Below are 13627 nucleotides of genomic sequence, written 5' to 3' on the forward strand. Positions count from 1 at the left end.
ATTCGAATTTATTAATACGCCTGAAGTACTTGATGGTGTGAAGCACCGTCATCAATATTTCCTTGATGCCTTGAATACTTTAAATGCTGAACATCAGGTTTTTGAAGAAATTCGTGGTCAAGGTCTGCTCATTGGTTGTGTATTAAAAGCTGAGTATGCAGGAAAAGCTAAAGATATTACGACTTGGGCTGGTGAGGAAGGATTACTTGCTTTAATCGCAGGTCCGGATGTTGTTCGTTTTACTCCGTCTCTCATTATTCCTGAAAAAGATATTGATGAAGGGATTGCTCGTTTAAAAAGAGCATTGGCAAAATTGGCTAAATAAAAAAAAGGAAGCTAGCCATGATGATTGTCCGTCATGCCGAGTTTCGAGACCTTGAAGATATTTATAAATTAGCAGGTAAGTCGGGTGTAGGCCTGACTTCCTTGCCACAAAATATGGATACGCTTTCGGCTCGAATTTCACGTACTCGCAATACTTTAAATGGCAATGTCCATAAAAGTGAACAAGGTTATTTATTTGTTCTTGAAGATACAGAAGCTCAACGTGTAATTGGGTTAAGTGCAATTGAAGTCGCTGTAGGTTTGATTGAACCTTGGTACAACTTTCATGTTGGAACTCAAGTACACGCTTCAAAAGCATTAAATGTTTATAAGTCTTTACCTACATTATTTTTAAGTAATGACAGAACGGGTAGTAGTGAACTCTGTACATTATTTTTAGATCCAGAGCGTCGTGAAAACCAAAATGGTAAATTCTTATCAAAAATCCGTTTTATGTTTATCGCTGCCTTTAAGCAATATTTCGAGAAAAAATTAATTGCTGAAATGCGTGGTTTCTCAGACGAAAATGGATGCTCTCCGTTTTGGGATGCGATTGGTCACCATTTCTTTAATATGGATTTCTCAACAGCAGACTATTTAAGTGGAATTGGCCAAAAAGTTTTCATTGCGGAACTTATGCCACGTTTTCCAGTCTATGTAGATCTCTTGCCAAAAAATGCACAAGAGGTTATTGGCAAAATGCATCCACATACTTTGCCTGCTTATCATGTGCTTGAGTCGGAAGGTTTACGCTATCAAGGATATGTCGATATTTTTGATGCGGGTCCAACTATTGAGGCCAATATTGATGAATTGCGTGCAGTAAAAGAAAGCCAATTTTTAACCGTCAAAATTACCAGTGAAGCTGTGGTGGGTAAAACCCAATATCTCATTGCCAATGATAATTATCATGACTATCGAGCAATGTTAATGAAGCTCGATTTAGTTGAAGGTGTTTTAAATTTATCTCACGAACAAGCTGAAAAACTCGGTGTACAAGAAGGTCATGTTGTTCGTGTGTTATCACTAAATCCGATGGAAGTATCCTGATGTCAAACTCTTTATTAATAAACGGTGTCTGGTTACAAGGCAACGGCACAACATTTGAAAAAACAAATCCAGTTGATAACCAAACTGTCTGGTCGGGTGCTGAGGCAACTGCTGCTGAGGTTGAGCAAGCTTGCCAAGCAGCGCGTACTGCATTTCCAGCATGGGCTCGTTTACCTTTTGCAGAGCGCGTTGCGATTGTAGAAAAGTTTGCAAAGCTGCTTGAAGAAAATAAAAAACATTTAGCAGAAGTGATTAGCCAAGAAACCAGTAAGCCATTTTGGGAAACATTAACTGAAGTCCAATCAATGATTGGTAAGGTTGCCATTTCAATTCGTGCTTATCACCAGCGTACAGGTGAAAGCTCAACTGAAATGGCCGATGGCGTAGCATCTTTACGTCACCGTCCACATGGTGTGCTTGCAGTTTTCGGTCCATATAACTTCCCTGGCCATTTACCAAATGGGCATATTGTTCCTGCATTACTTGCAGGCAATACCGTGGTATTTAAACCAAGTGAATTAACGCCTTGGACTGCAGAAGAAACTGTAAAACTTTGGCAGCAAGCTGGTTTGCCAAATGGTGTGATGAATTTGGTGCAAGGTGGTCGTACCACTGGTGAGGCATTGGCTGCTTCACATGAAATTGATGGTCTATTGTTTACCGGAAGTGCGAATACAGGTTACCACCTACATAAGCAAATGGCGGGTGCACCTGAGAAAATCCTTGCGCTTGAAATGGGTGGCAATAATGCATTGATTATTGATGAAATTATTGATGTCGACGCTGTGGTTAACCTCACTATTCAATCTGCATTTGTTTCGGCGGGTCAGCGTTGTACATGTGCACGCCGTATCTTGGTAAAAAATGGCGCAGAAGGTGATGCATTTATTCAACGTTTTGTTGAAGTTGCTAAAAACCTAAAAGTTGGTCGTTGGAATGATGAACAACAACCATTTATGGGTGGCGTTATCTCGTCGGTTGCAGCATCAAACATGATGCTTGCTCAGCAAAAATTGCTTGAGCTTGGTGCAGAAAGTTTGTTGGCAATGACACGTCCACAAGAAGATAGTTCGTTACTTACTCCAGGAATTGTTGATGTAACAGGTGTGGCTGGTATTCCTGATGAAGAATATTTTGGGCCGCTTACGACGATTCAACGTTATGACAACTTTGATGAAGCATTAAAAATTGCGAATGCAACTCGCTTTGGCTTGTCTGTTGGTCTGGTTTCACCAAAACGTGAATTGTTTGATCAAGTACTTATTGAAGCGCGTGCCGGTATTGTGAACTGGAATAAGCCATTAACAGGTGCTTCAAGTGCTGCACCATTTGGTGGTGTAGGGGCATCTGGTAACCACCGCGCAAGTGCTTTTTATGCAGCTGATTATTGTGCTTGGCCAATGGCTTCACTTGAAAGTGACAGTTTAACCTTACCAGAAAAATTATCTCCAGGGATTGTGTTGCCTTAAACACTAGGGAAAGAAAAAATGAAAGGATATGAAGTAAATTTCGATGGTTTAGTGGGGCCAACACATCACTACGCGGGTTTGTCTTTTGGTAATGAAGCATCGACAAAAAACCGTAATAATGCCTCGAATCCAAAATTAGCAGCTAAACAAGGTTTGCTAAAGATGAAAGCCTTGGCTGATCTGGGCATGAAACAAGGTGTACTTGCTCCGCATGAGCGTCCCCATGTTCCAATGCTACGCCGTTTAGGTTTTACAGGAGATGACATTAGTGTTGTTGCTCAAGCAATGCGTCATTCACCTGAACTATTATCATCGTTAAGTTCAGCTTCGCCAATGTGGACAGCAAATGCGGCAACAGTTTCACCTTCGGCAGATAGCCAAGATGAACGTGTACATTTTACCGCAGCGAACCTGAATAATAAGTTTCACCGTTCAATTGAAGCTGAAACAACAAGCCAAGTTTTACAAGCAATTTTTAAAAATGAACGTCATTTTGTACACCATGAAGCATTGCCACAAGTGGCCTTGTTTGGCGATGAAGGTGCAGCGAATCACAATCGTTTAGGTGGTGATTATGCTAAGCGTGGGGTTCAAGTTTTTGTTTATGGTCAACAACATTTAAATAATGGCTTACCGGGGCCAAAACGTTATCCTGCTCGTCAGACGCGTGAAGCAAGCGAAGCAATTGCACGTTTGCACCGTTTAGATGATGCACATACAGTTTTTGTTCAACAAAATCCGGATGTGATTGATCAAGGCGTTTTTCATAATGATGTAATCGCGGTAAGTAACCAGCAGGTTTTATTCCATCATCAGCATGCCTTCTTAAATCAAGATCAGGCTTTTGCTGAAATTCGTCAAAAAATGGCAAGCATCGGTGAAGACTTTATCTCGATTGAAGTTCCTGAAAACCGAGTTACTGTTGATGATGCAGTAGCAACATATTTATTTAATAGCCAGATTTTGACTCGCCCAGATGGTGGAATGACCATTGTTGTGCCAGAAGAGTCACGCCAGAATAAAGCAGTTTGGGGGTATTTGAACGAGATGGTTCAGATGGGCACTCCAATTGATGCTATTCAGGTTTATGACTTGCGTGAAAGTATGCGTAATGGCGGTGGCCCAGCATGTTTACGTTTACGCGTAGCTTTAAATGAAACCGAGTTAAATGCTGTAAATCCAAAAGTATTAATGAATGATCAATTGTTTACGACACTCAATCAGTGGGTGGATAAGCATTATCGTGATCGTTTGGCACAAGAAGATTTAGCCGATCCACATTTACTTATGGAAAGTCGTATGGCACTTGATGAGCTGACCAAAATTTTAGGTTTGGGTTCAGTTTATCCTTTCCAGAAATAATGAGGAGGTGACATGCAAGATTTTCTAGCATTAACCTTACAAGGTGAGCAGCCAGCAGTACGTGAAGGGAAACAAGACAGTTTTTCTTGGCGCTGGTTAGATGATGGGATTCTTGAATGTACGCCACATGCACAGTACGACAAAGCTGTCGTACTGTCAGCTGGAGTACATGGTAATGAAACTGCACCAATTGAATTGTTATCTCATCTTTGCACAGATTTATTTACCGGACGTTTAAACCTTGCTGTGAGGTTATTGTTTATATTGGGTAATCCGTATGCAATGCGTCAAGGTAAGCGTTATGTGCATGATGATGTGAACCGAATGTTTTGTGGTGGATATAAAAATCTACCCGTAACTGAGGAATCTAAGCGAGCTGAGGTTTTAGAACACGCTGTTGCTGCTTTCTTTCAGGAAAGTGCGAGTGAAGCTAAGCGTTATCACTATGATTTGCATACAGCAATTCGTGCTTCATTATTACCAACGTTTGCTTTATTGCCTTATCAAACCCATGACTACGATGCCGATTTAACAGCAAGTCTTGAAGCTGCCGATTTAGATGCTTTGGTTTATCACCGTGCCGCGGGTAAAACGTTCACACATTTTACAAGTGAGAGCTTTAAAGCTGCGAGTGCAACTTTAGAGTTGGGCAAAGCCTTGCCATTTGGACAAAATGACTTGAGTCAATTTGCCGCAATTGATGAAGTCATTCGTCATGTGGTTTCTGAGCAAGCTTTACCGATGCGTCATAAAACAAAAATTCGGGTATTTGGGGTGTCTGATTCTTTAATTAAAAAAGATGAAGATTTTCAGATGCACTTATCTGCTGAAGCACCAAATTTTTCAACTTTTACAAAAGGCGAAATCATTGCGACACAAGCCTCTGGTAATTATGTTGTAGAGCAGGATCAAGTTTGGATTTTATTTCCGAACCCAAATGTAAAGATCGGTTTACGTGCAGGTTTGGTTTTAACTGAAACGAGTTAAATGGTTAATGTAGATCAATAAAAAAGGGCGATTAATCGCCCTTTTTTATTGATAACTTATTAATTAGTGCCGAAAAGACCTTTAACGAAAGATTTCTTTTCAGTTTTTTGTGTAGACCCTTGAGCGCCTGCATTTACGTTCGCATTTGCGCTAATTCCAACTGGAGCAACGTTAACGCCAAGATTTGCGCCTGTTTGAGCATTAATTGCGTGAGCTGGTTGAGCAGCATTTAATTGTGCTTGAGCGTCAGCTTGTTTTTCAGCAGTAAATTCTTTTTGTTCAGTTTGTTTTTCAGCAAACTTAGTTTTTACAGCATCCACACTTGCTTTTGTGCCTGCTTGTGCTTCAACTGCTAGATTTTTAGTGCCAGTAGCAGCTTTAGTCGCTAAATTTTTAGTACCAGTTGCTGCTTCAGTAGCTAGGTGTTTAGTACCAGTTGCCGCCTCAGTAGTTAAGTTTTTTGTGTGGGTTGCAGCTTTAGAAGAAACTTCTGCTACTTTACCTGTGGTTTCTTTTGTAGCCTTGACTGTAGTGTCAGCAGCTACATGACCTGCGTGCTTCGCTGTGTTCCCTACAGTATGTGCAGTATTTTTGACTGTATTGGCTACGCCACTAACAAGACCGCCTGGTTGTACATTTACTTGGGCAGAAGCATCTGCATTAACGCCCGCACTTTGTGCAAAAATAGAGGCAGAAGCAAGAACACTTGCAGTAACGATAGCTGTTTTCATCATTTTCATTGCGATATCCTTCAAAGAATATACCTTTTTAGTGAGGTATTTCATAAACGCAATCGCATCATAGTCAAACGTTGATTCGCTTGGGAATCACCTTCATCAAAACGTTACAACAGCATTACAGTCAATACACACATAAGGGAGAAATTGTGGAGAAGGAAAAATATTAATAATAAAGTGAAATAGATATCGATATCCTATGATTTAAGAGCTAGCAAAATATTTTCTCTCTTTTTTATTTTCTTCAATAGAAACGTCTAAAAGTATTCAATACCACCATTTTTCTATATCTATAAAGATGATTATTTTTTCATTTTTTATTCGAGATAACGGCATAATTTTTGCTTATTATGAGAATAAGGTGCTTTTTAGCACTTTTTTGATCCACTTTCTGCCAGAAATATAAACGTAAAGGGTAGAAGTATTTTTGATTATTTTGAGTATGGGTAGGAATGAAAGGTTTATTAGAGACATATTTCATAAAATAGAATTTTCACATGAAATTTATGTTAATAAATTCCGCTTTGCTTGTAATAGTTAAAAATAAATATAGATGTCTATAAACAAAAAAACAGAGATCTTAAACGATGAAAATTATTGCTTCCCTTCTTGTATTGGTCGGCTTAGTTGCCGTTGTCCTTTATTTTAAGCCAACAAGTGGTGCATCTGATGTATTCAGTTCTGCGTTACATGAGTCGAATTCGCTACAACCAGATACATCGTCTTTTCTTTCTAAACTTAAGGAGCCTACTCAACCTAAAAATCTATCTCAACATTCAAATCATCCTCAATCGGTATCAGTTGATACCGTTCCTTTTTATGACACAAAAAGTGATCTTTCTATTCAACCAATTGATCCAGAAAAAGATCCAGCAAATGAAATAAAAGCGAAATAAGCAAATTGTGAGTTGAAAAACTACGGAGAAAAATAATGCAAAGTAAAACGTTATTTCTATTAGGTCTATGTACGATCTTAAGTACAACTGCATCCGCTCTTCCTTTGGACTCCAAAGATGCCAAACAGCAGTTAAATCAGGCAGCAAAACAAAAAGTGTTTCAGGGTAAAATCAACTTAGATGCCTTGGTAACTAACGAGTCTAATGACCTTATTGTTGAATACAATATTCCTTCAGAAAGTATAGTCTCAGGTTTAGAGCGGCGAAGTTATATCGCTACAAATAAAAAGAATATACAGGCAAGGTTTAACCGTGCTGGTGGTGTCCAAGTACTTCGGGACTACAATAATTTGCCTTTAGCCTTTTATCGGATTAGTAATAGAGAAGCTTTGGTCGAGTTGCTTAACGACCCAAATGTTAAAGCAGTTTATCCAAATCGAATTAATCAGCCTACCACGAATGAAAGTTTACCTTTAATTAATCAACCTCAGGCCAACTCCAAAGGGTTTACGGGGGCTGGCTCTAGTGTTGCTGTACTAGATACAGGGGTAAATTATCTGCATTCGGATTTTGGTTGCACGGCAGTGAATACGCCATCAAGTACATGTCGCGTGGTTTATTCATTTGATAGTGCCCCAGATGATGGCGCACTTGACGATAATGGTCATGGGAGTAATGTTTCAGCGATAGTGTCTAAAGTTGCGACCAAAACAAAAATCATTGGAATAGACGTTTTTCGATCAGGTTCAGCCTATGATAGTGATATCCTTGCTGGCATTAACTGGGCAGTAAATAACGCTAAAACATACAATATTAAAGCGATAAATTTGAGCCTGGGTGTTCCTGGTGTTAAATACACATCTGAATGTAGTAATAGTAGCTATGCAACAGCATTTGCCAATGCTCGAGCTGCCGGCGTAGTACCGGTAGTAGCATCAGGTAATGATGCTTTCCCTGATGGTATTTCATCTCCTGCTTGTGTTGCTGGCGCTGTACGAGTTGGTGCTGTTTATGACAGTAATATTGGTGGTGTGTCATGGGGTAATCCGGTGAAATGTTCTGATCCGACAACAGCAGCAGACAAGGTAGCATGCTTTAGTAATGGTGGGAGCCTTGTAACTTTATTAGCACCAGGGGCAATGATTACTGCTGGTGGTTACACCATGGGAGGTACATCTCAAGCGACTCCTCATGTTGCTGGTGCAATTGCCTTATTGCGAGCAAATAGTGTGAGTCCGACTGAAAGTATCGATCAGACTATTAACCGTTTAAAAACAACTGGTAAACCAATTACCGATTCGAGAACAGGTTTAGTTTTTCCACGGATTGATTTGCTGGCAGCAACAAATGGTTTAAGTAATAATTAAATAGCTTATTTATAATTTTTTAAATGGCTATAACCCGTTGCAAAAGGTAGCTTCTGCAACGGATTTTTATGCAAAGGAATTAATTACACTTTGCTAAATTCGCTGGATTAAAGTTGTTTTGGAGTTTTTTGAAATTATTTTGAATTTCTGGATCTTGAATATTAAAAGTCGTTGAGCTTTTGGTTGTAGAGTTAGTTGCCTGATTTAATATACCTGACTCATCAGGATATTGTTGGGTGAATGATGTGGCTGAAATTAGACCTTTATCATTAAATACCCAGTGTTCAGTAACGTGTCCGCCTCCTAAATATCCCGTAAATTCAATCATACAAGCTTGCTTATCTTGTTTAATGAGTTTGGCTACATTACCTGTAGTTGATGGATATGCTTCGATATTTGTATCTTGCTCTAAAACTTGTGCCGGAGAGTAAGAAGAAAGAGGTGCTGAGGTCGCACATGCAGTTAATGCCAAGCAGCATAGTGTTGAAAAGAGAAGTTTTTGACTATTCATAAGGCAGATTCCTAGCTCTTTATAGTGGATGATCATTATTTCTAGATGAATGTCTGTATCTGGATTAAAGCGCGAAAGTTCTCGCGCTATCCAAAAAATTAGTTAGTTGTTGTGCTCGACTTACTTAATTCACCTTGCTCTATTGGGATACTTTCACCATTTCGGCTACCGGTAATATTTTGCTTTGCCTGATCTATTTTGGCTTCGGTAAAAGTTTTTGCGGTATCTGCTTTTTGTTGAACGACTTCTGCTTTTTCAGCCGTAAATTCTTTGGTATTTTTCCATTTTTCACTAATTTTATTTGAGGTTTTTTCGGAAGCTCCTTGAATAGAGTCTCCTAAATTTTGTATACCTTTTCCTGTTTTGTATAACAATACACGACCTAAGCTTGGGTTATCTCCATAAGGTTTTGCTGTAGATGTTGTTTCACCCGCTTGTTGTGGTTGCGTCGTTTCTGCAAATAAGGTGGATGAAGCCAAGATAGAAGTCGCAATACATAAAACTCGTATATTTTTCATTTTGGATCAAGCTCCCCAATGAGAATCAAAATATGAAGTGGTGATCTTACTGTTAAAAATAAAGCTTGTACTGCAATGAGATAAAACCCATACGATTTGATTACGATAAATCATCACTTGATGGCAATAAATCAATTATTGCCATTATTCATAAACGAAATTCGGATTTAATTAACTCTAAAAACATGTCTCGTGCTTTATGGTTACTTACATTTTTATGCCAAAAAAATTGATTCTGCATAAAAGTAAGGTGTTCAAATTTATAGCCTCGAATGTTGGTTAAATTCTTATATTGTTCAAAAAGGCTTTTTGGTACTAAAGACACGCCAGAGCCAGCACTTACACAACCAAGAATAGTGGCATAACTCGTGATACTAGTGATGGGTAATGAGATGTTTTTAAGTTTAAGCCATTCTTCGAGAGCTGCACGGTAAGGGCAACCTTCGGTCCACATAAAAATTTCCTTACCAATTAAGTCTTCTTGGCAGTGGATTTCACCAAAAGACTCAGGGGCAATTAAAATAATTTCTTCTTGATAAATACCAAGTTTGTTTAGCATCGGAAACTCAATATTGCCTGCGACAATTGCACCATCAAGCTTATGTTGAGAAATATCGACTAATAACTGTTTCCATGTGCCTGTAATAATTTGAATGGAAACCTCTGGAAAACGTTGATGATATTTCGCAAGTAAATTCGGTAGGCGAGTCGTAGCAGAAGATTCAATCGCCCCAATTTTTAATGGACCAGAGGGCGGTGCATCAGGATGAATACTTCGTTTTGCTTCATCACACAGCGCTAAAATTTTATGGCAATAATTAAGAAAGATTTCCCCAGAGGGAGTGAGTTTTAAACTTTTTCCTTCCCGATAAAACAGCGGTGCGCCTAGTTCTTCTTCGAGTTGTTTAATGCGCGTTGTGATATTGGATGGTACACAATGTAGTTGCATTGATGCCTTAGCCATTGTTCCGCATTCAACCACGGTCTGAAACATTTTTAACTGTGCGATATCCATGTTTTATCATTCACTTTTAATGAACATTTGACTCAATATAAGTTAATTTTATTCAACTATCCATGCGCATATGATGAAAGAGTTCCATTTCACTAGTGCATATTTAACATGGCAATTTCTCTTGCTGCCGAAACTCAGCCTCCCGCATTTAAACTCTATTTATGTATTGCTGTAACTGTCTTTTGTTGGGGCTATTCACCTATTGGTGTACATAGTGCTTTACATTCATATACACCGCAGCACATTGCCTTGCTCCGTTTTTTGATTGCATCGGTTTTTTTACTGCTTTTGGTCATGAAAAAAGGCATTCAGCTTTTAAAGTGGAAAGATGTCCCTGCGCTTGTTGTATTAGGTTTTTTCTCTGTGACGCTGCATCATTTGCTGATAAATACAGGGCAGCAATATGTAAGTGCAGTGGCCTCTAGTATTTTGAGTCAATCTATTCCGCTATTCACCTTTATTATTTCAGCTTTGCTTTTTAAGGAACAAATCAGTTTCAAACAATGGCTATGTATTTTACTGGGGCTTTGCGGCGCCGTGTTAGTGGTCAGTGGCGATCATGGTTTTGGTACGCCAAGTCCTTATAGTTTATTGATTGTTTTGGCCGCAATTGCTTGGGGTCTGTATTTTAATTTATATAAAAAATTTGCTTTAAATTATGATGCCTTGAGCATGATGTGCTACATCATTTGGTTCGGGACCATTCCTTTACTTTTTTATAGTGCTCATTTACCGAATGAAATTTTACATGCCACTTGGCAGGCTAATATGTCGGTTGTCTTATTGGGTATTTTTCCAAGTGCGATGGCTTATGTGCTTTGGGGATATGTACTTAAAAATATGCCGTTAACGATTGCATCGAATTTTTTGTATTGCTCGCCAATTGTTGCCATGAGTTTAGCAGTTCTTTTCTTAAATGAAAAACCATCAATGATTGTGCTGTTAGGTGGAGTAATTATTGTGGGGAGTTTGGTGTGGATGAATTACGGGAATCGGCGTACTATCGAATAAGCTATAGATAATTAAACGATCTGTAGATTGTGTTATGTCATGTACTACTTCCTTTAAGAGAATGAGATGATTGTTGTTAGCCTAACCTATAAAAAGCCACTGGCCGAAGTTGATGCTGTACTCAAAGAGCATATTGCATTTTTAGATCATTACTATGAGCAGAAGAAGTTCTTAGCATCGGGACGTCGTGAAAATAGAGTAGGTGGGGTAATTTTAGTTCTAAGCTCTTCGATTCAAGAGGCCGAAGAGATCATGAAAAATGATCCGTTTTATATTCATGATGTGGCTGATTATGACTTTATGTGGTTTGAGCCATCTAAAAGTTTAGAAGAAATTAAAGAATTTGTTTAACTATATTTGAGAACTACTTAAGCTTAAGTAGTTCTCTATTTTTCTAAAAATTAAGAAAAATTTCTAAGGTCGATAAGTAACTTGTTAATATGTTTTCTTGTTTTAAACTTAAACATATCGTCTATTTCCTCATCAGAACGTCCTTTTAAATCTTGACTAAATACTTGTATTAAAATATCTTTTTTCATGGTGATATTATATTTATCAAAATTGGGGATATAATTTGATGAATAAAAGTTATGTGTAATTTCAAAATAAGTTCTTGAGAATCTTTTAATTTGATTAATCTCAGCACTTGATAGTTTAAATTGCTTAGCTATTTTTCTAACAAAATGATCTAATTCATATAAAATTTTATAATTAGATAATTGTGAAAAAAAGAACAACCAACCTTTTGATTTACCATTGTCAATACATCCAGTAATTTTTAAGTTAAGGCGCCATAATAAAAAATTTATATTTTTTCTTGAGCTGGTTGCGTATCTATAAGAAGTAAAACATTCCACAATTGAATTTCTTAAATTATTTATAGATGAATCACGAATAGAAAATTCCTCATTACGATAATTATAACCAAGATAATCAAATCCATTACTCAAGTAAGAAATTTTAGATTTACTATTTTCATCTTTGATTGGATGTATTTCTAATTTTACTTTGGAAAATTCTTTCTCTAAAATTTCTATTATATAATCTTTATTGCTCATATCAAGAAGGATTAAAATATCGTCAACAAATCTAAAGTATTTAATATTAAATTGACTAGATAGTTTTTTGTCTAAGGAAATTAAATAAATATGAGCGAGTATATTTGATATTGATAAGCCTTGAGGAACTCCTGAAATAAACTCCTTTTTAGATGGATTTAAAGCATCTAAAAGTAAATTTGAGAAATATTTATTTCTAATTTTAGATCGAATTTTTTTTAATAAAATTTTTCTATCAATGGATGGGTAAAAGTTCTTTATATCAATTTTTATAAAAGCATTATATTTCTTTGAGTCTAGTTCTGATTTTAATTCTTTAATAATATTTTGGGGTAAGTCTTGAGATAGATTTTCTTTAAAAACTTCTTGAAGAAATAGTTGAATAGCTTTTAATAAAACTCTATCTCTTATAGTTGGTATATAAATTTCTCTTGGAGGTTTTCCTTTGCCTTTGTTCAGTAGTTTTAGTTTATAACGGCTGAACTTATATTTTTCAGAAAGTAATTTTCTGTTAATTAAATCTAGCTCATCATTTATCTTTTTATTAAATTGAGTATGATTTATATTGTCTATACCAATAGCATAACTATAGTAGATATATTGATTATATATATCGTTTAAAGAGCTTACATTTATTTGAGATTGGAATAATTTTGTATTAGACATGTTGCTGTTGCTGTTGCTGTTGCTGTTGCTGTTGCTGTTGCTGTTGCTGCCAATTGCTTTCTGTAAAGTAAATTGTATATATTGGTAAAATATATAAAATACTTAAAATTATAAAATTAACTGCTTTCCTGTAAATGTATTGTATTTTTTCAAAAACAGTTGGTGATGGATGTATCTCTGTTCTAGAATTTTTAGGTGTAGAATAATAAATATTTATTTTTGCATTAATATAATCAATATCCTCATGATTTTCACAGCTATCTAATAATTTCTGATATTTATGATTTGCCTCATTGTCATTTTCATAATTTAATAAAGCTAGATTTTCATAGCATTGTTTAATACTTAGCGATCTTCCTTTAAAATTTAATGAAGAAACAAAACATGACATAGTTAATGTTAAAACTGAAAATATTATTAGTATGTTAGGATCAAGTTGTTTCTGATTTATTCCAAGTAAATATAATGAATTTGCATTTAATGTTGAAGCCGCTACTGTAAATAATGAATACCATATCAATAGTAATTGAGAATGAAAGTTATAGGCTAATAATCTTTTTTCATGGAATATTTTTGATTTTTTTGTCCACCAAACTTTATCTTTTAATTCCATATTTTTCTAGCTCTAATACTTACTTTTAATATGAGGAACATTT

15 protein-coding genes are annotated in these 13627 nt (G+C 36.6%); 9 read left to right on the forward strand and 6 right to left on the reverse strand.

Annotation, left to right across the window (positions count from 1 at the left end; genetic code table 11):
• The 5 genes from I5515_RS15145 to astE form a co-directional block, all read left to right on the forward strand.
• The coding region (locus I5515_RS15145; protein ID WP_199968266.1) for an aminotransferase class III-fold pyridoxal phosphate-dependent enzyme at positions 1-325 on the forward strand (325 nt) is incomplete at its 5' end.
• Between the two features lie 17 nt (positions 326-342).
• Positions 343-1374 (forward strand): arginine N-succinyltransferase, encoded by a 1032-nt coding sequence (astA, locus tag I5515_RS15150; protein ID WP_199968268.1) that lies wholly within the window; start codon positions 343-345, stop codon positions 1372-1374.
• Complete coding sequence (gene astD, locus I5515_RS15155) at positions 1374-2843, forward strand: succinylglutamate-semialdehyde dehydrogenase (RefSeq protein WP_199968269.1); 1470 nt, start codon at positions 1374-1376, stop codon at positions 2841-2843. Before astA ends, astD begins: the two co-directional genes overlap by 1 nt.
• Before the next feature lie 18 nt (positions 2844-2861).
• The gene (gene astB / locus I5515_RS15160; RefSeq protein ID WP_199968270.1) at positions 2862-4205 is read left to right on the forward strand and encodes an N-succinylarginine dihydrolase; all 1344 of its coding nucleotides are present in this window, start codon (positions 2862-2864) and stop codon (positions 4203-4205) included.
• Positions 4206-4217: 12 nt separating this feature from the next.
• The gene (astE, locus tag I5515_RS15165; RefSeq protein ID WP_199968271.1) at positions 4218-5192 is read left to right on the forward strand and encodes a succinylglutamate desuccinylase; all 975 of its coding nucleotides are present in this window, start codon (positions 4218-4220) and stop codon (positions 5190-5192) included.
• A 59-nt stretch (positions 5193-5251) separates the two neighbouring features.
• On the opposite strand, the gene I5515_RS15170 is transcribed toward astE, so the two are convergent.
• Positions 5252-5932 carry a hypothetical protein gene (locus tag I5515_RS15170; protein ID WP_199968272.1) on the reverse strand — a complete coding sequence of 227 codons (681 nt, stop codon included), beginning with the start codon at positions 5930-5932 and terminating at the stop codon, positions 5252-5254.
• Between the two features lie 584 nt (positions 5933-6516).
• Here I5515_RS15170 and I5515_RS15175 point away from each other — a divergent pair.
• Both I5515_RS15175 and I5515_RS15180 read left to right on the forward strand, forming a co-directional pair.
• On the forward strand, positions 6517-6825 hold the full coding sequence (locus tag I5515_RS15175; protein ID WP_199968273.1) for a hypothetical protein: 309 nt from the start codon (positions 6517-6519) through the stop codon (positions 6823-6825).
• 35 nt (positions 6826-6860) lie between these two features.
• Positions 6861-8192, forward strand: a complete 1332-nt coding sequence (locus tag I5515_RS15180) for a S8 family peptidase (RefSeq protein ID WP_199968274.1) — start codon at positions 6861-6863, stop codon at positions 8190-8192.
• Between the two features lie 79 nt (positions 8193-8271).
• Here the strand turns inward: I5515_RS15180 and I5515_RS15185 are convergent, their stop codons facing one another.
• The 3 genes from I5515_RS15185 to I5515_RS15195 form a co-directional block, all read right to left on the reverse strand.
• Positions 8272-8703, reverse strand: coding sequence for a hypothetical protein (locus tag I5515_RS15185; RefSeq protein WP_199968275.1), 432 nt, complete (start codon positions 8701-8703; stop codon positions 8272-8274).
• 98 nt (positions 8704-8801) lie between these two features.
• On the reverse strand, positions 8802-9221 hold the full coding sequence (locus I5515_RS15190; RefSeq protein WP_199968277.1) for a hypothetical protein: 420 nt from the start codon (positions 9219-9221) through the stop codon (positions 8802-8804).
• A gap of 148 nt (positions 9222-9369) precedes the next feature.
• Complete coding sequence (locus I5515_RS15195) at positions 9370-10236, reverse strand: LysR family transcriptional regulator (protein ID WP_199968279.1); 867 nt, start codon at positions 10234-10236, stop codon at positions 9370-9372.
• A gap of 108 nt (positions 10237-10344) precedes the next feature.
• On the opposite strand from I5515_RS15195, the gene I5515_RS15200 reads away from it, so the two are divergent.
• Together I5515_RS15200 and I5515_RS15205 are read left to right on the forward strand one after the other, a co-directional pair.
• Positions 10345-11247 (forward strand): DMT family transporter, encoded by a 903-nt coding sequence (locus I5515_RS15200; protein WP_199968281.1) that lies wholly within the window; start codon positions 10345-10347, stop codon positions 11245-11247.
• A 66-nt stretch (positions 11248-11313) separates the two neighbouring features.
• Positions 11314-11598 (forward strand): YciI family protein, encoded by a 285-nt coding sequence (locus tag I5515_RS15205; RefSeq protein WP_199968283.1) that lies wholly within the window; start codon positions 11314-11316, stop codon positions 11596-11598.
• Between the two features lie 50 nt (positions 11599-11648).
• Here I5515_RS15205 and I5515_RS15210 read toward each other — a convergent pair whose 3' ends face one another.
• Together I5515_RS15210 and I5515_RS15215 are read right to left on the reverse strand one after the other, a co-directional pair.
• A complete protein-coding gene (locus tag I5515_RS15210; protein WP_199968285.1) occupies positions 11649-12971 on the reverse strand; it encodes a reverse transcriptase/maturase family protein in 1323 nt (440 codons plus the stop codon).
• Positions 12964-13584, reverse strand: a complete 621-nt coding sequence (locus I5515_RS15215) for an SLATT domain-containing protein (RefSeq protein WP_199968288.1) — start codon at positions 13582-13584, stop codon at positions 12964-12966. Before I5515_RS15215 ends, I5515_RS15210 begins: the two co-directional genes overlap by 8 nt.
• Positions 13585-13627: the final 43 nt, after the last annotated feature.

Source organism: Acinetobacter calcoaceticus (assembly GCF_016508255.1).
Taxonomy (GTDB): domain Bacteria; phylum Pseudomonadota; class Gammaproteobacteria; order Pseudomonadales; family Moraxellaceae; genus Acinetobacter; species Acinetobacter calcoaceticus_E.

Bases quoted from the DNA above. Each gene is read 5' to 3' on its own strand.
- astD (WP_199968269.1), top strand. From the start codon at position 1,374: ATGTCAAACTCTTTATTAATAAACGGTGTCTGGTTACAAGGCAACGGC.
- I5515_RS15180 (WP_199968274.1), top strand. From the start codon at position 6,861: ATGCAAAGTAAAACGTTATTTCTATTAGGTCTATGTACGATCTTAAGT.
- I5515_RS15195 (WP_199968279.1), bottom strand. From the start codon at position 10,236: ATGGATATCGCACAGTTAAAAATGTTTCAGACCGTGGTTGAATGCGGA.
- astB (WP_199968270.1), top strand. From the start codon at position 2,862: ATGAAAGGATATGAAGTAAATTTCGATGGTTTAGTGGGGCCAACACAT.
- I5515_RS15170 (WP_199968272.1), bottom strand. From the start codon at position 5,932: ATGAAAATGATGAAAACAGCTATCGTTACTGCAAGTGTTCTTGCTTCT.
- I5515_RS15200 (WP_199968281.1), top strand. From the start codon at position 10,345: ATGGCAATTTCTCTTGCTGCCGAAACTCAGCCTCCCGCATTTAAACTC.
- I5515_RS15175 (WP_199968273.1), top strand. From the start codon at position 6,517: ATGAAAATTATTGCTTCCCTTCTTGTATTGGTCGGCTTAGTTGCCGTT.
- I5515_RS15215 (WP_199968288.1), bottom strand. From the start codon at position 13,584: ATGGAATTAAAAGATAAAGTTTGGTGGACAAAAAAATCAAAAATATTC.
- I5515_RS15185 (WP_199968275.1), bottom strand. From the start codon at position 8,703: ATGAATAGTCAAAAACTTCTCTTTTCAACACTATGCTGCTTGGCATTA.
- astA (WP_199968268.1), top strand. From the start codon at position 343: ATGATGATTGTCCGTCATGCCGAGTTTCGAGACCTTGAAGATATTTAT.
- I5515_RS15190 (WP_199968277.1), bottom strand. From the start codon at position 9,221: ATGAAAAATATACGAGTTTTATGTATTGCGACTTCTATCTTGGCTTCA.
- astE (WP_199968271.1), top strand. From the start codon at position 4,218: ATGCAAGATTTTCTAGCATTAACCTTACAAGGTGAGCAGCCAGCAGTA.
- I5515_RS15210 (WP_199968285.1), bottom strand. From the start codon at position 12,971: ATGTCTAATACAAAATTATTCCAATCTCAAATAAATGTAAGCTCTTTA.
- I5515_RS15205 (WP_199968283.1), top strand. From the start codon at position 11,314: ATGATTGTTGTTAGCCTAACCTATAAAAAGCCACTGGCCGAAGTTGAT.